Source organism: Luteibacter sp., assembly GCF_009912395.1.
Classification (GTDB): Bacteria; Pseudomonadota; Gammaproteobacteria; order Xanthomonadales; family Rhodanobacteraceae; genus Luteibacter.
In genome coordinates, this window is sequence record NZ_WNDO01000011.1 from 89,207 (window position 1) to 110,870 (window position 21,664).

Consider the following 21,664-nt stretch of genomic DNA (forward strand, 5'->3'; position numbering starts at 1 on the left):
AATCGATTATAGGGCCGGAGCGGCGATCAGGCGTCGCAGTACAGCGTCGTCTGGGCCTGGTTCTTCTTCAGTTCGGCCTGGCGTGTGGCATCGTCGACCTGTTTCGTGCCGCCTTTGCCGTCGTCCATGGTCACCACCTTTTCGTTATGCAGGATTTCGGCGTTCTTGCGCAGCTGGTCGCAGAGCTTCGCTCGATTGGAGGGGGTGTCCTGGGTGCCACCCTTCGTGGCGGCATCGGCCTGCTCGGTCGGAGCGGCTTGGGTGTTGGCCTGGGATGCCGCGGGTGCGGCGTCGCTGGCGGGGGTCTTGATGGTCTCGTATTTCGTCTTTCCGGGCGGCGGCGCATCGGTGAAATGGGTCACGCCCTGGGCATCCTTCCATTTGTAGGCCTGGGCGAAAGCGAGGGGCGTGGCGACGATGAGCAGGGCGAAAACGAGACAGCGGCGCATGATGGCGATCCGGCGAATGGGTGGCGCACACAAGTAGCACCCGCCCGATGGCCCCGCAAGCGACGCAGGTCGCGCTTTGCGCGGCCCCGCGCCTGACGCTTCCGGACGCCTGGGCTACACTGGCCTCCCATTTCGAGCCACTGGACCATGAGCGAACCGATCCAAGCCCGGGGACCGCGCCATCGCGGCATCTACCTCCTGCCCAACCTGTTCACCACCGGGGCCATGTTCTCCGGCTTCTACGCGATCGTCTCCGCCATCGGCGGCCATTACGCGACGGCGGCGCTGGCGGTGTTCGTGGCGGGCATCCTTGACGGCATGGACGGGCGCGTCGCCCGGCTTACCAACACGCAGAGCGAATTCGGCGTCCAGTACGACTCCCTGTCCGACCTGGTCAGCTTCGGACTGGCCCCCGCGCTGGTATTGTACACCTGGGCCCTGTCCTCGCTGGCCGACTACGGCCCTGTCTGGGGCAAGATCGGCTGGGCCGCCGCGTTCATCTACGCGGTATGCGCCGCGCTTCGCCTGGCCCGCTTCAATACCCAGGTCGGCGTGGCCGACAAGCGCTACTTCCAGGGGCTGGCGAGTCCGGCCGCCGCCGGGCTGTGCATGTCCTTCGTCTGGACGATGGAGAAATTCGACATCCCGGGCCCGTCCGTCGCTTTCTTCGCCATGCCGCTGGCCGTGATCGCGGGCCTGCTGATGGTGAGCAACGTCCGCTATTTCAGCTTCAAGGCATGGCCCAAGGGCGACCGCGTCCCGTTCATCTGGTTGATCGCGGCGGTGTTGATCGTGGTGCTGCTGTTGATCGATACCGCCCGCGTGCTGTTCGCCGGCATGGTGATCTACACCATTTCGGGCCCGGTGATGACCGTCTGGGGGCGCGCCACCCATCGCCGTCGCGTGCGTCGCCACGCGCGCTCGGAGTGACCGGATGATCCAGCCCCGTCGCGAGCGTCTCCTGAAGGCCATGGGCGTCACCCCGTGGCGCCTGCGTTCGGCGGAAGCCGTCGCCGTGGACGCCTCGGATGCCGCCAATGAAGCGATGGCAGCGATCGATGGCGTGCCGTGTGTCGTGATTCTTCCGGCCGGGTGCAGCGCTCGAGAGCTCGACGTCGTCGGGCGTGCCTTGCGTGCCTTTGGTCCCGTCACGGGGCGCGCGGCACGGCTGGAGGTGGGCGAGGGCGGTCTTGGGCGTGTCCCGGTCGCCGCGGCTTATCTCGCCTTCGGCGAAGCGCAGGCAAGGGCGCTTGGGCGCGACCTGCCTGCGTCGGTGATGAGCGCTGCGCAGATCGTCCTGCTCGATACGCCTTCCGCGCTGCTCGCCGAGGGCGCGGCCAAGCGCCGCCTGTGGAATGCCTTGCGCGCCCTGGGACGGGCCTTGCCGAAGGAGTGACGCCGATGGTCGCCGTGACTCGCCCCTCCACCGAAGTGCGCGCCATGCGACGGGAAGACCTCGACGCCGTGGCCGCCATCGAACATGCGTCGTACGAATTTCCCTGGAGCCCCGGCATTTTCCGGGACTGCCTGCAGGCCGGACACAATTGCTGGGTGATCGTCCACGATGGCGAGGTCGCGGGGTACGGCATCCTCTCGGTCGCCGCGGGCGAGGCCCATGTGCTCAACGTCTGCATCGGCGAGGCGCACCGTGGCTTCGGCTACGGCCGCTGCATGATGCGCCGCCTGCTGGATCTGGCGCGCTGGTACGGCGCCGAGCGGGTCTTCCTGGAGGTGCGGCCGTCCAATCCCGTGGCGAAGGTGCTCTACGAGTCCCTCGGTTTTGCCGAGATCGGCCGCCGTCCGGCGTACTACCCCGCGCGGAACGGACGCGAAGAGGCCATCGTGATGGCCCTGGACATGAACCCCGACACCCCCTCCCCGGTGTTGTAGGAGCGCGCTTGCGCGCGATGGTGCGTACCGCGAGCCCCATCGCGGATGCGATCCGCTCCCACCCCTTCGGTAGCCAAGCCTGACTACCGAAGGGGTGGGAGCCGATTTATCGGCGATGGTTCCAAGGATCAGCCTTCGCGCAGCAACGCCATCGGCGAGGTGCGAAGCACGCGACGCGTACCCAGTAGGCCGATGCCCATCACCACCAGCGCCGCCAGCACGGCCGCGCCGACCAGGGGCCATAGGGGTGGTACGAAGTGCTCGATGCGGAACACGGCCTTGCCCAGCCACAGGCCCGCGCCGGTCGCACCCAGCGCCGCCGTGAGTCCCGCCACCAGGCCCAGCAGGGCGAACTCACACGCCGCCGCGGCACGCAGCTGGCGCCGCGTGGCCCCGAGCGTGCGTAGCAGGGCGGCCTCCTTGCGGCGTTCCTGCGCGCTCGCGGCGAGCGCCGCCGCCAGTACCAGGGCACCCGCCAGCAGGCTGAAGCCCAGCACCCAGCGCACGGCCGAGCCCACGCGGTCGACGATTTCGCGGACGCGGTCGAGCAAGGCGTCGACGTCGATCAAGCTCAGGTTGCCGTAATCGCGCGACACCCGCGAAAGCTGGTCGCCGTGGCCGCGCGGCAGGTAGAAGCTGGTGAGCCAGGTATGCGGCAGCTCGCTGGCATGCGCCGGGTCCAGCATTAGGAAGAAATTCACCCGGAACGAGGTCCAGTCGACCTTGCGCACGCTGGTGAGCTTCGCCTGCACCGTGCCTTCGCCGACCTCGAAGCTCAGCGTGTCGCCCAGTTTGAGGTGGAAGCGATCCCGCCATGAGGTGTCCACCGACACTTCGGCTCCCGGAGGTGAAGCGCCCGGCCACGCACCCGCCACGATCTGGTTGGAAGGCGGCAACTCGGCGCTCCACGACAGGCGTAGCTGGTTGTCGGCGGAGTTTTTTGCCTCGTCGCTGTCGAAGGCGATGCTGTCGACGGGCTTGCCGTTGATTGCCGTCAGCTTGCCCACGGCGAGCGGCATCATGTTGATCTTGCTGGCCCCCATGCCCGTCAACGCGGTCGAGAAGGCCTCGCGCTGGTCGTCCTGGAGGTTCAGGGCGAACCAGTTGGGCGTGTCGGAAGGAAGCTCGCGCCGCCAGCCGTCCAGCAGCGAAGGTGCGATCACGGCCAGCAGGAGCAGGGCGCACAGACCGAGCGACAACGCGGTGGCCTGTACCAGCGAAAGGCCGCGTCGACGTGCCAGCGCGGCGAGGCCGAGACGTAGCGCCGGGTGCGCGCCTGGCGCGACGCGCCGGGCCACCAGCAACAGCAGGGCGGCCAGCGCGGCGGCCACGACCGCGACACAGGCGAGGCTGACCGCGAGGATGCCGGAGAGCCGCAGCGAGTCGCTCTGCAACCAGATCAGCAGCACCGCGGTGAGCAGTGGCACCAGGTAGAGGGCGTCGAAGCTGCGGACCTTGCGTTGTATGGAATCCCGGAACACCGCCACTGGCGGCACCTCAGCCAGGCGGACGAGGGGCGGCAACGCGAAGCCGGCGAGCACGGCCAAGCCCATCGCGGCAGCGGCCAGGGCCGGTGCGATGGGCAAGGTGGTGGGGATGTTGTCGAACAACTGGCGCGCGAAATACCAGGCGCCTTCGGCGAGTCCCAGAGCGACAGCCATGCCGATCGCGGCGGCGGGGATCGCCAGCGCGGCCAGCGTGGCGACCAGCAGGGCGGCGACACGACGTTTCGGCGTGCCGAGCGCACGCAGCAGGGCCACCTCGGCGGACTTGCGGCGGGCGTAGCGGGCCGAGGCCAGCGCGATGGCGACACCCGCGAGCAGGGCCGATAGCAGAGCGGTCAGGCGCAGGAAGGCGCTGGCACGGTCGAACGCGCTGCGCATGCGCTCCTGCATTTTCTCGGGGGTGAGCAGGTCGGCGCCGGCGGGAAGCGGGGCGCTTTCGACGGCCGAACGCCAGCGGGCCACGTCGCCGGGCTCGCCGGCCACGAGCAGGCGATGGCGCGCCCGGCTGCCGACGGACAGGAGGCCTGCCTTGTCGGCATCGCCCAGGTTCATCACCGCACGCGGCGCCAGTGCGAACAGTTCGCCACCGTCCGGCTGGCGAACGAGTTCGGCGGCCAGCGTGAGGTCGTGGCCGCCGATCTGCACGGTCTGGCCCACGCCGACGCCCAGGCCGACCATGGCCCGGTGGTCGAGGTAGACCTGCCCCGGACCGGGGCCCTGGGCCTCGTGCTCCTTGCCGTCCGCGCCGCGCAGCACCAGCGTGCCGCGCAGGGGATAGGCGTTGTCGCTGGCGAGCACATCGAGCAACTGGCTGTGTTCCCCCACGAACGCCACGCTGCGGAACTGGGCGCCCCGGGTGGTACGCAGGCGATCGGCCTGCGCCGAGCGCTGTAGGTCGTCGGGCAGCGGCGCGGGTGCGGTGATGCCCATGTCACCACCGATCAACTCAGCCGCGCTGGCGAGGATGCCGCGCTCCAGCCGCGTGGACAGCGTGGCGACCACACCGAGCGCGATCACCGCCAGCACCAGCGAGGCGGCGAGGGTGCGCAACTCGACGAGGTGCCATTCGCGCCTCAGCGTGCGCAAGGCAAGCCGGGCGACGTTCACGGGCTCACCCCGAGGCGGCCTTCGCGCAGCTCCGCCGATCGCGCGCAGCGCGCGGCCAGGCGAGGATCGTGGGTGACCAGGATCAGCGTCGTGGCGTGCTGGCGGTTCATTTCGAACAACAGGTCGCCGACGTGCTCGCCGGTGTGCTGGTCGAGGTTGCCGGTCGGCTCGTCCGCGAAAAGGATGCGTGGACGGTGCACGAAGGCGCGGGCCAGGGCCACGCGCTGCTGTTCGCCGCCCGAGAGCTGGGCCGGATAGTGACGGCGGCGGCCGCCCAGGCCGACCGTCTCCAGCGCGGCGTGGGCGCGTTCGCGGGCGGAGTTGTCGCCCTCCAGTTCGAGCGGCAGCATCACGTTTTCCTCTGCCGTCAACGCCGGGAGCAGGTGAAAGGACTGGAACACGAAGCCGACGAGCCGGCGCCGGATGGCGGCGCGGGCTTCCTCGTCGATGGCCTCCAGCGCCTGGCCGTCGAGGCGGATGCTGCCGGCGGTGGGAACATCCAGGCCGGCGATCAGTCCGAGCAGGGTGGTCTTGCCCGAGCCGGACGCGCCGACGATGGCGAAGCTTTCCCCGGCCTGCACGGCGAGGTTGACCCCCGTGAGGATATCCAACTGGCCCTCCGGGCCGAAAACCGACTTGCTAACATCCTTCACTTCGAGAAGAACACGGGAAGAATCGCTCATGCGTCGTTGCCTGATGGTCCTGTTGCTGTTGGTCTGGGGCGCCGTCGCCTCCGCGGCGGATGCGCCGCGAAAGGTGCTGGTGCTGGGGGACTCGTTGTCGGCGGCGCACAACATCCCGGTGGAAGCCGGTTGGGTGCGTCTGCTGAACGCGCGTACCTCGAAGATGGCGACGCCCTGGACGATGGTCAATGCCAGTATCAGCGGCGAAACCTCCCTGAGTGGCCGCAATCGCCTCAACGCGCTATTGAAGAAGGAACAACCTGGCATCGTGGTGATCGAACTGGGCGCGAACGATGGCTTGCAGGGCCTGCCGCTGGGGCAACTGGCCGACAACCTGGAGGCGATGATCGCCGCTTCCACGAAAGCCGGGGCGAAAGTCCTGCTCCTGGGCATCGAGCTGCCGGTCAACTACGGCCCGCAATACCGTGACGGCCTGCGCAAGATCTACGCCGACGCCGCGAAGAAGCACGGCCTGCCGCTGGTACCCTTCCTGCTCGACGGCGTGGCCCTGGATCCCGCCCTGATGCAGGACGACGGGCTGCATCCCACGGCCAAGGGCGAGGTGCCCGTGGCGGAGAATGTATGGAAAGCGCTAGCGCCGATGCTCAAGTAAACGACGTAACGTCGACGTTCGCATACCCAGAATGAATCGTTGTTTTCGGTCTTCACGCTGTTCTCACCGGTCCGGCCGTTAACTCTTCACATTTGTGAATCAGCGAAAGGAGTGGAGCGATGAGCACACGTGACGAACAGTCTGGCCTGATCCTCCTTGTCGAGGACAACCGGCAGATCGCCGAGATGGTGGGGGAGTTCCTTGAGCGTCGGGGCTACTCCGTCGACTATGCCGCCGATGGTGTCAGTGGCCTGCACCTGGCCGTCTCCAACAGCTACGACGTGATCGTGCTCGATCTCATGCTCCCGGGCATGGACGGCCTGGACGTTTGCCGCAAGCTGCGCAAGGACGGCAAGAAGTCCACCCCGGTCCTCATGCTGACGGCCCGGGATACCCTGGAAGACAAGCTGGTGGGCCTGGAAGCCGGCGCCGACGATTACCTCATCAAGCCCTTCGAGGTTCGCGAACTGGAAGCCCGCCTGCGTGCGCTGATCCGCCGCGATCGCCGCCAGGTGTCCTCGGAGGTGCTGACGGTGGGCGACATGACCCTCGACACGGCCACCTTGCGCCTCACCCGTGGCGGCCAGGAGCTGACCGTGTCCCCAATCGGCCTGAAGTTGCTGGCGATCCTCATGCGCGAGTCGCCGCGGGTGGTCAGCCGCCGGGACATCGAACGCGAAATCTGGGGCGACACGCTGCCCGACTCGGACACCCTGCGCTCGCACCTGTACAACCTGCGTCGCGTGATCGACAAGCCGTTCGATCGCCCGCTGCTCCATACCATCTATTCGGCCGGCTACCGCCTGGCCGACCTCGACTCCGAAGTCGCGACGGCTTCGCAGCACGTGGGTTGAGGCGGATGAGGGGTCGGATGTAATCGATGGAAGAGGGCCGTTCGCAGGGGACGCGGCGCCGGCGTGGTTCATTCCGCGCTCGTGTCGCCATCGTCTTCGCATTGCAGACGCTGGTGGTAGTGATCGCCTCGATCATGGCCGCGCATAACGTGGCGCCCCTGGGCGCCGCGGTTGCCATCATGCTCTGTTCGGGCGGGCTGGCCTGGTTGGCCGTGTCCCGCGAATGGCTGCCCATCGCGGCCCTGGCACGGCTACTGGATGGCTGGGACCCGGACCGTCCGGACATGGACCGGCTTCAGGGCGAGGACGGCAAGCGCTCGGACGGCGATGTCTCGTCCCTGATCCGTGGTTTGCATGGGTTGGCCTCGCGTATCGAGGGTTTCGGCGAACGCGAACGCAACTTCACCCGCGATGCCAGTCACGAACTGCGCAGCCCGCTCACGGTGATCAAGATGTCCTCGGACATGCTGGCCGACGAAACGGAGCTTTCGGAGTTCGGCCATCGTTCGCTGGACCGTATTCGGCGCTCCACGCGTGAGCTGGAGTCGCTGGTGGAGGCCTTCCTGATCCTGTCCCGCGAATCCGATCAGGGGCTCACGGAAGAGGACTTCGTGGTCAACAAGGTGCTTCGCCAGGAAGTCGACCACGCTCGCAAGCTGATCGCCGGAAGGCCGGTGGAGCTGATCCTCGACGAACCGGCGACCTTCGCGCTGCACGCGTCGCCTCGGGTCTTCGCGGTGTTGTGCGGGCAGCTGATCCGCCACGCCCTGCAACAGACCGACCAGGGCACCATCGTGGTCACGGTGATGCCGGGCAGCGTGAGCGTCATCAATCCCGCCATGGACGTGCCGGAGCCCGGCAGTCGCCGGCATGCGTCGGTGGACAGACACGGCTTCGACCTCGCCATCGCACGGCGCCTGTCGGATCGTTTCCAGTGGCCGCTGGAACTGCGGGCCTTGCCCGGTGCCAGCCGCATCGCCAGCGTCCGCTTCCCGAACCCCCAGCCCGTCGAGGCCTGACGGATTCTGTAGGAGCGCGCCTTGCGCGCGACCGTTTTCGCGAAGACCGGTCGCGCGCAAGCGCGCTCCTACAGAAGCAGTTTGGCGATCCTGCCCTCGTCCAGCGCCCCGCTAGCCGCCCGACGCCGCCCATCGGCGTGGATGACCAGCGTGCGCGGCGTCTCGCCGCCCCAGGTCTGGTCGATCAGGAAATTGATCCGGTCGGGCGTGCGTTCGGCATAGGCGCGCGAGGGCACGTCGTCGACGTTTGCCGCGTGCAGGCGTTTCTCCAGCGTGTCCGCCTGGGTGATCGAATCGGTCGCGACGAAGACGAGATCCACATCGGCGTGGTTGCGTTGCCATGCGCGTAGCGCCGACAGGTTTTGCTCGCAGTACGCACAATCCAGCGCCCAGAGGGCGACGATCTTCGTGCCCTTCGCGGGCGGCGCGAGCAGGGCAGGCACGTCGGCGATGCCCAGCGCCGTCGGCGCCGCCGCATGGGCGGGCAGGGCGAGACTCAGCATGGCGAGTGCGACGAGGGGTTTCATTGCAGGGCCTCCGTGGGCACGAGGCGGAACTGGCCGTCCGGATTCCAGGCGACGAAGGCGCGGTGGTCATGGATCAGCAATCGCGGCCAGCCCGATGCGCCGTCGGTGTGCGCGATCTGCCGGGGCTCGCTGAAATGCAGGCCGCCGTCGGTGGACTCGCGCAGCATGAGGTCGAGGCCTTTCTCGGTCATCTGGTGCCAGACGATCCACACGTGTCGACCGTCTACCGCAAGGTCGGCATGCGACGCGCCGAGCGTGGCAACCGGGAACGTGTGGATGGGCGCCTTCCCCGGCACGAGCTGCCCATAGCTGATGGTCGGCTTGCCGTCGGTCACGGCGAACCACACCGCATGCTTCGTCCCTTTCGCATCGATCGCGAGCGACGGGCCATGGTTTGGGCAACCCTCGATGTGCCACTGCGTGAATGTGGCGCGCTCCACCTTCAGCGTGCCGGTACCAATGGGCAACGACGTGAAGGCGTGATCGCGGATGTTGTCGCCGTAGATCGCGCGGAAGAAGGCATCGATGCCTCCATCCGGCGCGCGAGCCAGCGCGATGCGGCAGCATTCGCAGCTCTGGTCCACGATCTTGCGTTCCGGCGCGAAGTGTTCGCCACGATCCGACGACCAGCTGTAATAGGTGGCGGCACCGAGGTACGGCTTGTTGGTGACCTTGGCCGCTTCCAGGTCGCGTTTGTCGATCCACGCCACCACGATGTTTCCCTTGCCGTCGACGGCGAGCGAGTCGAAGCGATGGGTAATGTCCGCGCGATCCGTATGCACGGTGACGGGCGTATCGAAGTGCGTGCCGCCGTCGAGCGAGCGCGAGAAGCGCACGAAGCCCGACCACGGCGTCTTCCTCGGCTGCGACCAGGTCACGTACAGATCGCCCTGCGGCCCCAGCGCGATCTTCGGCCGGTTCTCGCCTTCGGCGTAGATCGGTTCACCGACGGGGTTGACGATGGTCGACTGCGTGAACGCCCTTCCCATGTCGTCTGAGCGCCGCACCCGGACGTGCTCGCCGAGCGTATCCACCACCCACAGGTGACCGCTGCCGTCGAAGGTCGCGTCGAAGCCGAGCGGGGCTTCGTGGCCCATGGCCATGCCGTGCATGTCGTCGGCATGCGCGGTGGCGGCGAAGAGCAGCGGGACGAGGAGAAGGGCGCGGCGCATGGTCAATGCTCGTCGGGACGTTCGCGGACAGGATGCTTGCTGAGCTTGCGCTGCAAGGTACGGCGATGCATGCCGAGGCGTCGCGCGGTTTCGGAGATGTTGCCTTCGCACTCGGTGAGCACGCGCTGGATGTGCTCCCACTCAAGTCGACGTAGCGGCAGTGGGGCGTCCGGCGCATCCACCAGGTCGTCGATGTCGGCCGGACCGGCATCGCCATCGAGCAGGGCGCGCACCACCGCGTCGGCGTCGACCGGCTTGGCCAGGTAGTCGTGCGCGCCGCGCTTGATCGCCTCGACGGCGGTCGCGATGGACGCGTAGCCGGTGAGCAACAGCACGCGGATATCCGGCACCAGCGACTGCAATTCCGGAATCAGGCGCAGGCCGTTCTCGTCGCCGAGCTTGAGATCGAGCACGCAGTAACGCGGCTGGTGGCGACGGGTGAGGGCGCGGGCGTCGTCGGCGTTGTCGGTGGTGATCACCTCGAAGCCGCGCGAGGTCATCGCGCGTCCGAGCACGCGGGCGAACGTCGCGTCGTCATCGACGATCAGCAGGGGGCGGCCGGTGGGCGGGACGAGGTCGTTCATGTCGGGTCTCCAATGACCGTAAGGGGCAGGCGCAGGCGCATCTGTGCGCCGTGGCCGGTATTGCTGGCGGCGAGTTCGCCGTCGAGGCGCTCCGCCGTGGCCTCGGCCAGCGCAAGGCCGATGCCGAGGCCGGTGTCTTTCTGCGACAGGCCTAGGGTACCCAGTTCGTCGAATTCGTCGAAACCGGGGCCCTCGTCGGTGACCACCAGTTCGAGCCAGCGGCCATCGGTGTGGATGGCCAGCGAGACGAACGTGCTGTCGTTCATCGCCGAGGCGTCGGCCGCGTTGTTGAGCAGGTTGATCAGGGCGTGGCGCAGGCCGGGCGGCGAGCGCAGCGGGACGCGCGCGGCCGCCTCGTCCACCTCCAGGCGCACGTCGGCTTCCGGGCGCAGGAGCTGGAAGCGCTCCATGCAGCCGTGGATGAACTGGTCGAGCGTGAGGCGTTCCGGCACCTGCGACAGTTGCGCCTGGCCGAAGGCGACCATCTCGCGCAGGATGGTCCGGCAGCGTTCCACCTGGCCTTCGAGCAGGTCCAGGTCGTCGCCCAGCGCGCTGTCGGTGGCGTGCTCGCGGCGGATCTCGGGCAGCAGCGTGCGCATGGTGCCAAGCGGGGTATTGAGCTCGTGCGCCGCGCCGGCCGCCTGGGTGGCGATGGCGAGGATGCCCTCGTCGCGCAGGGCGCGTTCGCGGATGCGCTGGACTTCGTCCTGCTGCACGCGGATGGCCTTGGCGAGGTTGCTGATGAACACGCCCAGCAACACCGCCATGATCACGAAGTTCACGCCCAGGCCGGCGATGTAGAGGTCGAAATCCAGGCCCTTGTTGCCCAGCGTGGGCAGCGGCAGGTGATACGGCACCAGCAGCACGTAGGCCACGCCGGTGAGGATCGCCACCAGCGACACGCCGGCGATGGACAGCGCCGCCGCCGAGAGGCCGATCGGCACCAGCAGCAGGGTCACGAAGGGATTGGAGGCGCCGCCGGTGAAGTAGAGGAGGTAGCCCAGGACAAGGGTGTCCAGGGCGATGTGCACGATGGCCTCGCCTTCGGTCATCTTCCAGGGCATGCCCAGGCGGAAAGACGCCGCGGCGGCGAACACGGCCAGCATGCAGACGCCGATCATCAGCGGCAGCAGGGGGATGTCGAGACGGAGCAGGGTGACGCAGGAGAGGATCGCGACGCTTTGGCCGGCGATGGCGCACAGGCGGAGCCAGGCGAGGGTTCGCGCGAGCGCGAAGGGACCGGAGCGGGACGATGGGGAGTGCAGGTGGTCGCTCACGGTGGTCTCTCAAGATCGAAGGGCCGCCTGGGCGGCGGCCCTTCGCGGGGCGTTACAAGTCTTCGTTGTGCACCGGCGGTACCGGCGGGACACCGGCCAGCGCGTGGTTCAGGGACAGTTTGCGCATCAGCGGCAGCATGCCCACGGCGATCACCGTGCAGCCCACGCCGACGAAGCCGAGCTTGTTGAACAGGTTGGTGTAGATCGGCAGCGATTCGAGCGGGTTGTTGATGCCGCTGGGGATGGCCGCGAAGTTGGCGACCACGCTACCGGTGTACTGCGACACGCCGGACGCGACGTAGTAGGCGCCCATCATGAAGCCACCCATGCGGGCCGGCACGTAGCGGGCGATCATCGCCAGGCCCAGGCCGCTCACCAGCACTTCGCCGAGCGAGTAGAAGCCGTAGCCCCACACCATGTACCACGACGAGATCTGGCCGCCGACGGCGGTCAGGGCACCCAGGCCGTACATGAAGAAGCCGGCGGCCACGGCGGCGAAGCCCAGCGCGAACTTGGCGGCGACCGGGAAGTCCTTGCCGTGCTTGCCGAGGGAGTTGTAGATCCAGACCAGGATCGGCGACAGGATCACGATCCAGATGGCGTTGAGCGACTGGAACTGCTCCGGGATCCAGCGGAAGATCTGCATACCGAAGAGGGTGAAGTCGAGATCGACGTTGCGCTGGGCGAACAGGTTCAGCGAGGTCGACATCTGCTGGTAGAAGATGAAGAAGAAGATCGTCTGCACCGTCAGCAGCAGCGCGGCGATGAGGCCGGCGCGCTCGCCCGGTTCCACCGAGCGGATGAGGTGAACGAAGATGCCCAGGATGATCACGCCGGCGACGTAGACGCAGATCTTCGCCACTTCCTGGTGCTGCAGGATGAAGGTGGAGGCGGCGATGATGGCGATGCCACCGGCGATCACGGCCAGCACGTTCTTGGCCACCAGCGGACGCTCATCCGGCGCGGAGCCGATATGGGCCAGCGTGCGGCGCATGAAGAAGTAGTTGATCAGGCCGAGGATCAGGCCGATGGAGCAGACACCGAACGCGGTGTGCCAGCCCAGCGCGTCGCTGTAGTGGGCGCCGACGTAGTCGCGGATCCAGGGCGTGAGCAGCATCGAGATGGTCGAGCCGACATTCACCGCCATGTAGTAGATGGTGAACGCGCTGTCGATCTTCACCTCGTCGCCTTCGTAGATCTTGCGCACGAGGTTGCCGGCGTTGGGCTTGAACAGGCCGTTGCCGAGGATGATGACGCCGAGGGCGGCATAGAGGAAAAGGCTGTTGTTCGTCGGAACCCACAGCAGCATGTAGCCAATCATCAGGACCACGGCACCGGTGAGCATGGTGCGGCGCGTGCCGATGAACTTGTCGCCGATCCAGCCACCGATGGCGGGGGTGGCATAGATGAGCGCCGAGGCGGCACCCCAGATCAGGTTCGAGTCGGCTTCGGGGAAGCCGAGCTTCTTCACCATGTAGGTGACCATCAGCACCTGCATGCCGTAGAAGCCGAAGCGCTCCCACATTTCGATGAGGAAGACCGTGCTGAACGACTTGGTCTGTGAAACCGGTGGATTCTGAGTTGCCATGTAGATTCCGTACACATTGGAAACAGCGAGCTGCGCCGGGCGTAGCTCCCGTTGCCATGACCCTGAACGAGGCCATAACCGTTCAAGGTTACCCCAAATGGTCCGCTGGGTTGTGCTGCACCGCCAGAGGGGCGCGGCGATTCGCCACGGCCTTCGGCTTAAGCCGCCCGAAAGGCGGCCTGTGGCATAGTAGCCGGCCGATTCCAGCCCTTCCTGCCGCCATGCCGCACGTTTCTTCGCTTAACCGGCCAGCCCGCGCGGCCAAGGTCGCCTGACGATGGCGACGACCGTCCCGCGCGGCCCCCGGCAGATCTACGCCGCCTTCCAGTGGTCCATGAAGGGCCTGCAGGCCTGCTTCCGCCACGAGGCCTCGTTCCGCCTCGAGGTCTTCCTCGCCGTGGTCTTCGTGCCGCTGGGCCTGTGGCTGGGCAACGGCGGGGTCGAGAAGATCGTGCTGATCACCTTCCCGATCCTGGTCCTCTCCGCCGAGCTGCTCAACTCGGCCATCGAGGCCGTGGTCGACAAGGTCAGTCCCGAGTTCCACGAGCTGGCCGGACGGGCCAAGGACATGGGCTCGGCGGCCGTGTTCCTGCTGCTGGTCATGGTGGTGTTGAGCTGGGCCCTGATCCTGGTTCCACGGTTTTTCTGAAGGCTTGGGATCGCGTGCAAGCGCGCTCCTACAGCGGATGGGCCGGGCTGTGCAGGAAACTGCGGGTTTGCGCTACCTTGTGCACCGTAAACCCCAAGGAACCGCCGCCATGAAGACACTTTTCCGTACGTTCGCCCTCGTTCTGATCGCCGGTTTCCTGTCCGGTTGCGGCTACAACGCCATGCAGCGCGAGGACGAAGCCGTGAAGGCGGCCTGGTCCGAAGTGCTCAACCAGTACCAGCGTCGCGCCGACCTGGTGCCCAACCTGGTCAACACCGTGAAGGGCTATGCCCAGCACGAGGAACGCGTGCTCACCGAAGTGACCGCCGCCCGCGCCAAGGTCGGCCAGGTGCAGCTGTCGCCCGAGCAGGCGAACGATCCCGAGGCACTGGCCAAGTTCCAGGCAGCGCAGGGCCAGTTGTCCGGCGCGCTGTCGCGCCTGCTCGTGGTCAGCGAGAACTACCCGCAGCTCAAGGCCGACGGCTCCTTCCGTGACCTCCAGGCCCAGCTCGAAGGCACCGAGAACCGCATCACCGTTGCCCGCAACCGCTATGTCCAGGCGGTGCAGTCGTACAACACGCTGATCCGCTCGTTCCCGAACAACCTGACGGCCAAGGTCATGGGCTACCAGGTGAAGCCGAACTTCAGCGTTGAGAATGAGAAAGCCATCTCCACGGCGCCGACCGTCGACTTCAATAGCACCCCGGCCCCGGCTGGTACGGCCGCCCACTGATGCGCTACCTCGCGGCACGGCTGCTGCTCGTCGTCGCCCTGCTGGTGTCGCCCCTGGCGGCGCTGGCGGACGACGCCGCCGTGCCGAAGCTGGCACGTCACGTCACCGACCTCACCGGCACGCTGACGGCCGCCCAGGTCGACCAGCTCGATGCGCGACTGGTCGACCTGGAAAAGACCAAGGGCGCCCAGGTGGTCGTGCTGATGGTGCCGACCACCCAGCCCGACGACCTGGAGGACTACTCCCTCAAGGTCGCCGAAACCAACAAGGTCGGCCGCAAGGGCAGCGACGACGGCGTGCTCCTGCTGCTGGCCAAGAACGATCGCCGCGTGCGCATCGAGGTCGGTTACGGCCTCGAAGGCGCGCTGCCGGACGCCATCGCGTCGCGAATCATCCGCGAGTACATGGCGCCCAAGCTGCGCAGCAACGATTACTTCGGCGGCATCACCGAAGCGCTCAATGCGATTACCCAGATCGTGCAGGGCGAATCGCTGCCGGCGCCCGTCGCGCCCGACGAAAGCCATGAGCGTCGTCGTCGCGGTGGCGGCGAGCTGTTCCTTCCCTTGTTGTTCGGCGTGCTGTTCATGCGCGGCATTCTCGGCCGCGCGCCGCTTGGCGTGCGCATGCCGCTCGGCGGCGTGATCGCCGGTGGTCTCGGCTGGCTTTTTCTCAACTCCCTGCTCGGCGGTGTGATCGGCCTGATCGGCGGCGCGCTGTTCATGGCCATTCCCCTCGGCGCCGGCCGCTCGATCGGCGGCGGTGGCTGGGGCGGTGGCGGCTTCGGCGGCTGGGGTGGCGGTGGCTTCGGAGGAGGCGGCGGCTTCGGCGGTGGTGGCGGAGGCGGCGGTGGTTTCAGCGGAGGCGGCGGCAGCTTCGGCGGCGGCGGCTCGTCGGGGAGCTGGTGATGACGACGCGCAGAATCCTCAGCAACCTGTTCGGCGAATGGTTCCGCATGGGCCGTGCGTTTCCACCCGAGGTACTGGATGCCATCACGGCGTCCGTGAGCCAGGGTGAAGCCACGCATCGTGGCGAGCTACGCGTGGCCATCGAATCCCGCCTTCCGCTGGCCGCGGTCGCGCAGGGCGTCACGGCGCGCGACCGCGCGGCGATGCTGTTCGCCCATCTTCGCGTCTGGGATACCGAAGAAAACTGCGGCGTGCTGCTGTACGTGCTGCTCTCCGAGCACCGCATTGAGATCGTCGCCGACCGGGGCATCGCCAGTCGCGTGTCGGCGGACGAATGGGCGACGATCACCGACCACATGCGCGACGCCTTCGCGAACGAGCGTTTCCATGAGGGTGTGCTCACTGGCGTTACAGAGGCCGGCGCATTGCTCGCCACGCATTACCCCGGTGACGGCACCGCCCGCGAGAACCAGTTGCCCGACAGGCCGCTGTTGCTCTGATTCGTGCCATGACGGCGCGGCATGAGCTTATATCCACGGATCATTTCTTAAGCCGCGCCGTTCTACCGCACGATGACCCGCTCATGCATGGGCGGGAGAGGGCGGATGGTGTGGCGCAGGTGGTTCGCCTTTTTCCTGGGCGCCACGATGGGTTTTCAGGCGATAATCCCGGTACGCGCCGGGACGTACGACGCCTTCGGTAACTGGCCAACGCATGGGCTGCTGCCCGACGGCACCGATGTCGGCGTGTCGGTGCTCTACCAGTACGACATCAACCGATTCGATGGTGAGCGTGGCGCTTTGCGCGATGCCGACACGAATCGCCGTCGTTACCTTGGCTTCTACCTGCGTAAGCCGGGCGTCTACGACGTCAACGTGCAGTACGACTACCAGTCCCGGCAATGGGTGGACACCTTCGTGCGTGTCCGGTCACAGGGTTTGCTCGACCATGACATCGGCAATCTTCGTTTCGGATACACCAAGACCCCCGTCGGTTTCGAAGGCGTGACCTCCGCGGGAGCCACCACGTTCATCGAGACCGCGCTACCGATACAGGCCTTCTGGGAAGGACGACGAACGGGCGTGGATTGGGCGTTGCCCGCCACGCACTGGATCGTGAACCTGGGCTGGTACTTCGCGCGCAAGGATTTGAACAACGCCAATCCGGGGCGGACCGTCGCCGCGCGCGTCGCCTGGGTGCCATGGCGGCGAACAGGCGAGGTGTTGCATCTGGGCGTGTCCGGTTCACGGGAAACCTTGCTGGCGGATACGGTGCGTTTCGGCGCACGACCGGAAGCCGGGCTTGCGCAGATACGACTGGCCGATACGGGGGTGCTCGATCACGCGAGGCGCGTGGACCGACGAGGTCTCGAAGGGTTGTGCATCCACGGCCCGCTGTCGATCCAGGGCGAGTATCTTGCTATCGATGTCCAGCGGGCCGACGCACGACGCGACTATCGTGCGGACGGCTGGTACGCCTTCGCCACCTGGACCTTGACGGGCGAATCGCGGGTGTACAGCGACGGCAACGTCGCCGACCGCCGCTACGACAGCCGCGACCTCGCGACGATCAGGCCTGCACAGCGATGGGGTGCCATCGAGCTGGCGCTGCGCTATAGCCGTGTTGATCTTGATGACGAAGGTATCGCCGGTGGCCACGAACGCGACTGGACGCTAGGCGCCAACTGGTACCTGGGGGAACACATCAAGATGCAGGCCAACTATGTGTGGGTGAGTAGCGTCCGCAAGCACGTGCGTACCGATCCCGATGTTTTTGAAACACGCTGGCAGCTGAGCTTCTGATGATCGCCTCTCGCGGACTCAGTGGGCGCTGGGCAACATGTACCGTGAAGTCGCCGGATCGAACGGTACATCGAACGTTGTCGATGGCTTGCCCTTCACCGTCTTCACCGCATGCAGCGGATACATGCCTTGCGTGGCACCGGGGGCTATGCTGAAGCGATAGCTCGTGTCCTGGTTGTCTTCTGCTCGCATGGGAAGACCGGCGATGTCCTTCATCGTGCCATGCAGATCGGTGACGATGCTCAGGTTCTCCACCACCACGCCGCTCCAGATGCCACCGCTGGTGAACATCCAGCCGTAGGGCCCCTGTGCACCCAGCTTGACGAAACGTGCCTGTGCGCAGCCGCAATCGCCGGCGCTGCCGTAGTCCATGGCGGGTTCGAACGCCTGGTAGGTCCATGCGCCCTTGTCGTGCAGGCGGATACGGAACGCACCCATCAACCCGGGTTCGACATGCGCATACGCGTAGTGAGCATCGCCGGTATCCGTGGCGTTGAACGTTCGCAGATACAGCGTGCCATCCACGACCTCGGGCTTGCCGGGACGCATGCAATAGGTGGCTTCCTCGCCCTGGTCGTTCTTCCAGCGATACGTCCAGCACGCGTTCCGCGCGTCGTATGCGTTGCCGTACGTATCGGTCATCACGTTCCTGACGATGGTGGCGATATCGGCGGGTTCCCTGGCAAGGGTGGCCGAGCTTATGACCCACAGCAAACCCATCGTCGTCATTCGCCACATATCGCCTCTCCGTCCATTGGCGCCAAGCATATAAGGCTTTTGTAGGAGTGCGCTTGCGCGCGATGCCAGGTTGCCGCGAGCACCCATCGCGCGCAAGCGCGCTCCTACAAGGCCACCGTAACGTTGGGAGAGCCGTCGGGCCGCCGCCGGGGCGCGACTTGAGGAGCCGAGGGTAGGTGGGCGGACAAGACCGCGCAGCGGGGCCGGTCAGGATGACCGGCCTTTTTCGCCGAGGCAGGAGCCGAGTCGAAAAATCCCGACCACCTGCCCGAGCCCGAAGGGGCGAAGCCATAAAACACGGGCCGCGCAGCGGCCAACCTTTCCCGAGGGACGGCGGAGCGGGAGCGCCTCGGCGGCGGCCCGACGGCTCCCCGCCACGCCCGAGCGCCGCGAGCAATGCCGCAGGCGAGCCCAACCTACGAAGCGGTTGTCCGGCGCAAGCCGTAAAAGACACGAACCGCAACGCGGTTAACCGAAAAGAAAAGGCCGCCCCAGAGAGCGGCCTTTTCCATATCGCGCGACTCGCCGAAATTACAGGCTGAAGTCGTACTGCACCATCAGACGGAAGTAGCGCGGCGTCTGGTAGTAGGTCGGCACGCGGTACGTGGTGTCGTAGAACGTCTGGTTCGAACGCTCGCCGATCTCGTTGATCGCGATGGGCTTGCTGTTGTTCAGGATGTTGATGGCATCGAGCTGAACGGTCAGGCCCTTCACGTACGACGGGGTGTAGACGACGTTCGGGCTGAGCGTCCAGGTCCACGGGAGGCGCTTGCCATGGCCGCGCTGGTCGACCTTGCCCTCGCAGTAGAAGTACGCCGACTGGTAACCGGTCGGGATCGTGTACGGGGTGTTCGGGCCGCCACCGAAGCAGCTGCTCGGACGACCCGATTCGACCAGGACGTTCAGGCCGACGGACCATTCCGGGGTGAACTTGTAGCCGCCGTACGCCTTGAAGCTATGGCGACGATCGTTCGGCAGCCAGCCGTTCGAACCGTACATCAGTTCCGGGTAGTCGAAGGCGCTGGTGGTGCCGGTGTCGGTCTGGGCGTTGTCCGACTTCACCAGACCTTCGGTGTTGCCGTAGTTCTTTGCCCAGGTGTACGACGCGTTGACGTACCACTTGTCGGTGGCCTTCTCGGCGGTCAGCACGACGGACTGGTAGCTACGCTTGGCCTTCGGGCCGAACTTGTCGCCCGGGATGGTGATGTGACGCAGCTGGCCGCTGCCGTCGACGTCGATATCCAGGGTGAGCTTGCTGCCCGGGTTGTAGATGTAGCAGCCCGGCATGGTCGACGGCGGGGTGAACGGGTTGTTACCGACGTTCAGGCCCTGCGACTGGCCGTAAGCGTAGAACGGACGCCAGTCGCAGGTATCGTCGATGGCGTTGTTGAGCTTGCGGTAGATCGCCTTGGCGCCGACCACCCAGTCGTTGATGAACTCGTTATCGCTGGTGATGCGGTGCTGCACGCCGAGGATGAATTCATCCTGCGAGTACGGCTTCAGATCGCGGCTGGCGACCGAACGCGGGTTCGGCGTGGTGCCGTTCTCGCCGTTGACGATCTCGACCGGACCGATGGCGTTGCCGAGAACCGGAATGCCACGGCCATCGACGGCGCCGTAGGCGAAGTTCTGCTGCGTGTAGTACGAAGCCGTGGCAGCGCGCAGGGCGACGTTCGCGGCGATCGGCAGCGAGTAACGGCCGGCGGTACCGAAGATCTTGGTGGTGGAGTCACCGAACAGATCCCACGAGAAGCCCAGGCGCGGCTGCCAGATGTTGCCCTGGCGGACGAAGTTCTGGCCGTCGCCGTTCTTGTTGTTGAACGAGTCGTTGCGCACGCCGATGTAGGCGAGGAACTTGTCGCTGACCTGCCAGTTGTCCTGCAGGTACCAGGACTTCTGCTCGATGCGGACCGAGCCGCCGGTGCGGTAGTTCTGCACCTGCACGTAGTCCTTGCCCGGGGTGCCGGTCAGCTTGCCCTTGGTGTCGGTCTGGTAGTAGTAGAGCACGCCACCGGCGTAGCTCTGGCCCATCTGCGAGCGCCAGTTTTCCTTGCTGAAGCCACCGGCGATGTCGTGGTCGCCGATCTTCCAGTCAAGGTCGATGCGCCACGCGGTACGCTGGTCTTCACCGTTGAAGATGTCGGTGGTGGAGGCCAGGTAGCACGAGCCGTACGGCGCGGTCAGGCCACGGGCAGTGCTGTCGCGGCCGTCGATGACGTACGGGCAGCCGTTGCGGGCGCCGTTGATGTCACCGTTGTAGCGGGTGTGCGTGCCGTCCGCGCTGATGTAGTCCGAAGAGTTCTTGCTCTTCATCTTGCCCCACTGCGCGGTGGCGGTGAGGTCGTCCGTGATGTAGCTGGTGTACTTGAAGACGTTGACGTCGCCACCGGTCTTCACGCGACGCTGGCCGCGGAACGCGGTCGTCGACGGGGTGCCGTCGTCGCCGTAGGTCGCGGTGAAGTAGTTGTTCGTCGTGTGCTTGGTGTTGTTCATCCCCGTGTACTCGAGGATGTTGCTGTCGTTGATGTTCCAGTCCAGCTTGATCAGGTAGAACGGATCGCTGTACGTGTTGCGCTGGGTGGCCGTCGTGGAGTTGCCCACGCCCGAACCCGGAGCGGTCGGATAGACCGTCGCCGATTCCTTGTGCGACTGGAAGATGCCGTAGAAGAACAGCTTGTCCTTGACCAGCGCGCCGCCGAGCCACGCCGAGTAGACGTTGTCGTTATCGGAGTTGCGGTCGTAGTTGCGGTACAGGGTGCCGTTCTTGCGGTAGGTCTTGTCCTCGTTCTCACGAGCCCAGCCCGGGGTGTACACCCAGCTGGCGCCACCCTTCCACTCATTGGTACCACGCTTGGTGATGACCGAGGTCACGCCGCCGGTGGAGAAGCCGTACTGGGCGCCGTAGCCGCCGGTCTGCACGTCGAGCTGCTGGATGGCCTGGAACGGCACTTCCGAGAACGACAGGTTATTGTACAGGTTGGTGACGTTGAAGCCGTTGACGTAGTAGCTGTTCTCGGCGACCGAGGCGCCACCGAACGACGGCAGGTTGCCGAAGCGCGAGTCGCCCTTGGTGGTGCCGGGGGTCAGCGCGGCGACGTCGACGACGTTGCGCGGCACCGGCAGCTTGTCGAGCTGGTCGGCCGTGAAGCTGGTGCGCGACTCGACCGTGGCGACGTCGATGGCGGCCAGGGCGTTGGCCGATACGGTCACGGTGTCGAGGGCCTGGGCGCTGGCGTTGCCACCGGCAGCGGCGGCGAAGTTCACCTGCGCGGACTGGCCGGCGACGACGTTGATGTCACGCGAGGAGACGGTCTGGCCGTCCTGCTGGACGTTGATGCGGTAGCTGCCGACCGGCAGCGACGACGCGCGGTAGCGGCCGTCTTCGCCCACGGTCACGGAGCGCACGGCGCCCGAACCGAGGTTCTGGATCTGGATGGTCTGCGACGCGGTGGCGGAGCCGTAGATGTCGCCAACGGTGCTCTGCGCATAGGCCGAACCCGCGAGCATGCAGGTGGCGAGCGCCGACACCAGCGCGGTGCGCTTGAGCAGGGTGCTGCTAGTCATGGTCA

At 66.5% G+C, this 21,664-nt stretch carries 21 protein-coding genes; 11 read left to right on the forward strand and 10 right to left on the reverse strand.

What is annotated here, in order from left to right; all coding sequences use genetic code 11:
• Positions 1–26 precede the first annotated feature (26 nt).
• A complete protein-coding gene (locus GAK28_RS11730; RefSeq protein ID WP_291778948.1) occupies positions 27–449 on the reverse strand; it encodes a DUF4124 domain-containing protein in 423 nt (140 codons plus the stop codon).
• A gap of 147 nt (positions 450–596) precedes the next feature.
• Here GAK28_RS11730 and pssA point away from each other — a divergent pair, with 147 nt between their 5' ends.
• From pssA to rimI, 3 genes are read left to right on the forward strand one after another with little or no spacing between them, the layout of a single operon-like run.
• Positions 597–1,379 carry a CDP-diacylglycerol--serine O-phosphatidyltransferase gene (pssA, locus tag GAK28_RS11735; RefSeq protein ID WP_291778950.1) on the forward strand — a complete coding sequence of 261 codons (783 nt, stop codon included), beginning with the start codon at positions 597–599 and terminating at the stop codon, positions 1,377–1,379.
• Positions 1,380–1,383: 4 nt separating this feature from the next.
• Positions 1,384–1,845 (forward strand): hypothetical protein, encoded by a 462-nt coding sequence (locus GAK28_RS11740; protein ID WP_291778953.1) that lies wholly within the window; start codon positions 1,384–1,386, stop codon positions 1,843–1,845.
• Between the two features lie 5 nt (positions 1,846–1,850).
• A complete protein-coding gene (gene rimI, locus GAK28_RS11745; protein WP_291778956.1) occupies positions 1,851–2,339 on the forward strand; it encodes a ribosomal protein S18-alanine N-acetyltransferase in 489 nt (162 codons plus the stop codon).
• Between the two features lie 128 nt (positions 2,340–2,467).
• Here the strand turns inward: rimI and GAK28_RS11750 are convergent, their stop codons facing one another.
• Positions 2,468–4,951 (reverse strand): FtsX-like permease family protein, encoded by a 2,484-nt coding sequence (locus GAK28_RS11750; protein ID WP_291778960.1) that lies wholly within the window; start codon positions 4,949–4,951, stop codon positions 2,468–2,470.
• The gene (locus GAK28_RS11755) at positions 4,948–5,634 is read right to left on the reverse strand and encodes an ABC transporter ATP-binding protein (RefSeq protein WP_291778962.1); all 687 of its coding nucleotides are present in this window, start codon (positions 5,632–5,634) and stop codon (positions 4,948–4,950) included. The genes GAK28_RS11750 and GAK28_RS11755 overlap by 4 nt, the downstream gene beginning before the upstream one ends.
• On the opposite strand from GAK28_RS11755, the gene GAK28_RS11760 reads away from it, so the two are divergent.
• The 3 genes from GAK28_RS11760 to GAK28_RS11770 all read left to right on the forward strand — a co-directional run bounded on the left by GAK28_RS11760 (position 5,633) and on the right by GAK28_RS11770 (position 8,120).
• Positions 5,633–6,247 carry an arylesterase gene (locus GAK28_RS11760; protein ID WP_291778965.1) on the forward strand — a complete coding sequence of 205 codons (615 nt, stop codon included), beginning with the start codon at positions 5,633–5,635 and terminating at the stop codon, positions 6,245–6,247. The two genes, GAK28_RS11755 and GAK28_RS11760, sit on opposite strands and share 2 nt — an antisense overlap.
• A gap of 119 nt (positions 6,248–6,366) precedes the next feature.
• Positions 6,367–7,101 carry a response regulator transcription factor gene (locus GAK28_RS11765; protein ID WP_291778967.1) on the forward strand — a complete coding sequence of 245 codons (735 nt, stop codon included), beginning with the start codon at positions 6,367–6,369 and terminating at the stop codon, positions 7,099–7,101.
• Positions 7,102–7,127: 26 nt separating this feature from the next.
• Positions 7,128–8,120: a HAMP domain-containing sensor histidine kinase gene (locus GAK28_RS11770; protein WP_291778970.1), complete on the forward strand. Its 993-nt coding sequence runs from the start codon at positions 7,128–7,130 to the stop codon at positions 8,118–8,120.
• Positions 8,121–8,188: 68 nt separating this feature from the next.
• Here the strand turns inward: GAK28_RS11770 and GAK28_RS11775 are convergent, their stop codons facing one another.
• Genes GAK28_RS11775 through GAK28_RS11795 form a run of 5 tightly spaced genes read right to left on the reverse strand, consistent with a single transcriptional unit; the run spans position 8,189 to position 13,268 of the window.
• Positions 8,189–8,647, reverse strand: coding sequence for a hypothetical protein (locus GAK28_RS11775; protein WP_291778973.1), 459 nt, complete (start codon positions 8,645–8,647; stop codon positions 8,189–8,191).
• Entirely contained in the window at positions 8,644–9,819 is a 1,176-nt protein-coding gene (locus tag GAK28_RS11780; protein WP_291778976.1) for an exo-alpha-sialidase, read from the reverse strand. Before GAK28_RS11780 ends, GAK28_RS11775 begins: the two co-directional genes overlap by 4 nt.
• Before the next feature lie 2 nt (positions 9,820–9,821).
• Positions 9,822–10,403: a response regulator transcription factor gene (locus GAK28_RS11785; RefSeq protein WP_291778978.1), complete on the reverse strand. Its 582-nt coding sequence runs from the start codon at positions 10,401–10,403 to the stop codon at positions 9,822–9,824.
• Positions 10,400–11,680, reverse strand: coding sequence for an ATP-binding protein (locus GAK28_RS11790; RefSeq protein ID WP_291778980.1), 1,281 nt, complete (start codon positions 11,678–11,680; stop codon positions 10,400–10,402). The genes GAK28_RS11785 and GAK28_RS11790 overlap by 4 nt, the downstream gene beginning before the upstream one ends.
• Before the next feature lie 52 nt (positions 11,681–11,732).
• Positions 11,733–13,268 (reverse strand): oligopeptide:H+ symporter, encoded by a 1,536-nt coding sequence (locus GAK28_RS11795; RefSeq protein WP_291778982.1) that lies wholly within the window; start codon positions 13,266–13,268, stop codon positions 11,733–11,735.
• Positions 13,269–13,545: 277 nt separating this feature from the next.
• Between GAK28_RS11795 and GAK28_RS11800 the strand changes: the two genes are divergently transcribed.
• The 5 genes from GAK28_RS11800 to GAK28_RS11820 all read left to right on the forward strand — a co-directional run bounded on the left by GAK28_RS11800 (position 13,546) and on the right by GAK28_RS11820 (position 17,357).
• On the forward strand, positions 13,546–13,917 hold the full coding sequence (locus GAK28_RS11800) for a diacylglycerol kinase (protein WP_291778985.1): 372 nt from the start codon (positions 13,546–13,548) through the stop codon (positions 13,915–13,917).
• A 109-nt stretch (positions 13,918–14,026) separates the two neighbouring features.
• Positions 14,027–14,650 (forward strand): LemA family protein, encoded by a 624-nt coding sequence (locus GAK28_RS11805; protein ID WP_291778988.1) that lies wholly within the window; start codon positions 14,027–14,029, stop codon positions 14,648–14,650.
• On the forward strand, positions 14,650–15,555 hold the full coding sequence (locus GAK28_RS11810) for a TPM domain-containing protein (RefSeq protein WP_291778990.1): 906 nt from the start codon (positions 14,650–14,652) through the stop codon (positions 15,553–15,555). Before GAK28_RS11805 ends, GAK28_RS11810 begins: the two co-directional genes overlap by 1 nt.
• Positions 15,555–16,055 carry a TPM domain-containing protein gene (locus GAK28_RS11815; protein ID WP_291778993.1) on the forward strand — a complete coding sequence of 167 codons (501 nt, stop codon included), beginning with the start codon at positions 15,555–15,557 and terminating at the stop codon, positions 16,053–16,055. The genes GAK28_RS11810 and GAK28_RS11815 overlap by 1 nt, the downstream gene beginning before the upstream one ends.
• Positions 16,056–16,160: 105 nt before the next feature.
• Entirely contained in the window at positions 16,161–17,357 is a 1,197-nt protein-coding gene (locus GAK28_RS11820; protein WP_291778997.1) for a porin, read from the forward strand.
• 18 nt (positions 17,358–17,375) lie between these two features.
• Here GAK28_RS11820 and GAK28_RS11825 read toward each other — a convergent pair whose 3' ends face one another.
• Together GAK28_RS11825 and GAK28_RS11830 are read right to left on the reverse strand one after the other, a co-directional pair.
• Complete coding sequence (locus GAK28_RS11825; RefSeq protein WP_291778999.1) at positions 17,376–18,086, reverse strand: hypothetical protein; 711 nt, start codon at positions 18,084–18,086, stop codon at positions 17,376–17,378.
• 540 nt (positions 18,087–18,626) lie between these two features.
• Positions 18,627–21,659, reverse strand: a complete 3,033-nt coding sequence (locus tag GAK28_RS11830; RefSeq protein WP_291779002.1) for a TonB-dependent receptor — start codon at positions 21,657–21,659, stop codon at positions 18,627–18,629.
• Positions 21,660–21,664: the final 5 nt, after the last annotated feature.

Bases quoted from the DNA above. Each gene is read 5' to 3' on its own strand.
- rimI (WP_291778956.1), top strand. From the start codon at position 1,851: ATGGTCGCCGTGACTCGCCCCTCCACCGAAGTGCGCGCCATGCGACGG.
- GAK28_RS11805 (WP_291778988.1), top strand. From the start codon at position 14,027: ATGAAGACACTTTTCCGTACGTTCGCCCTCGTTCTGATCGCCGGTTTC.
- GAK28_RS11760 (WP_291778965.1), top strand. From the start codon at position 5,633: ATGCGTCGTTGCCTGATGGTCCTGTTGCTGTTGGTCTGGGGCGCCGTC.
- GAK28_RS11795 (WP_291778982.1), bottom strand. From the start codon at position 13,268: ATGGCAACTCAGAATCCACCGGTTTCACAGACCAAGTCGTTCAGCACG.
- GAK28_RS11740 (WP_291778953.1), top strand. From the start codon at position 1,384: ATGATCCAGCCCCGTCGCGAGCGTCTCCTGAAGGCCATGGGCGTCACC.
- GAK28_RS11755 (WP_291778962.1), bottom strand. From the start codon at position 5,634: ATGAGCGATTCTTCCCGTGTTCTTCTCGAAGTGAAGGATGTTAGCAAG.
- GAK28_RS11830 (WP_291779002.1), bottom strand. From the start codon at position 21,659: ATGACTAGCAGCACCCTGCTCAAGCGCACCGCGCTGGTGTCGGCGCTC.
- GAK28_RS11785 (WP_291778978.1), bottom strand. From the start codon at position 10,403: ATGAACGACCTCGTCCCGCCCACCGGCCGCCCCCTGCTGATCGTCGAT.
- GAK28_RS11775 (WP_291778973.1), bottom strand. From the start codon at position 8,647: ATGAAACCCCTCGTCGCACTCGCCATGCTGAGTCTCGCCCTGCCCGCC.
- GAK28_RS11810 (WP_291778990.1), top strand. From the start codon at position 14,650: ATGCGCTACCTCGCGGCACGGCTGCTGCTCGTCGTCGCCCTGCTGGTG.
- GAK28_RS11730 (WP_291778948.1), bottom strand. From the start codon at position 449: ATGCGCCGCTGTCTCGTTTTCGCCCTGCTCATCGTCGCCACGCCCCTC.
- GAK28_RS11820 (WP_291778997.1), top strand. From the start codon at position 16,161: ATGGTGTGGCGCAGGTGGTTCGCCTTTTTCCTGGGCGCCACGATGGGT.
- GAK28_RS11770 (WP_291778970.1), top strand. From the start codon at position 7,128: ATGGAAGAGGGCCGTTCGCAGGGGACGCGGCGCCGGCGTGGTTCATTC.
- GAK28_RS11780 (WP_291778976.1), bottom strand. From the start codon at position 9,819: ATGCGCCGCGCCCTTCTCCTCGTCCCGCTGCTCTTCGCCGCCACCGCG.
- GAK28_RS11825 (WP_291778999.1), bottom strand. From the start codon at position 18,086: ATGACGACGATGGGTTTGCTGTGGGTCATAAGCTCGGCCACCCTTGCC.
- GAK28_RS11815 (WP_291778993.1), top strand. From the start codon at position 15,555: ATGACGACGCGCAGAATCCTCAGCAACCTGTTCGGCGAATGGTTCCGC.
- pssA (WP_291778950.1), top strand. From the start codon at position 597: ATGAGCGAACCGATCCAAGCCCGGGGACCGCGCCATCGCGGCATCTAC.
- GAK28_RS11765 (WP_291778967.1), top strand. From the start codon at position 6,367: ATGAGCACACGTGACGAACAGTCTGGCCTGATCCTCCTTGTCGAGGAC.
- GAK28_RS11800 (WP_291778985.1), top strand. From the start codon at position 13,546: ATGGCGACGACCGTCCCGCGCGGCCCCCGGCAGATCTACGCCGCCTTC.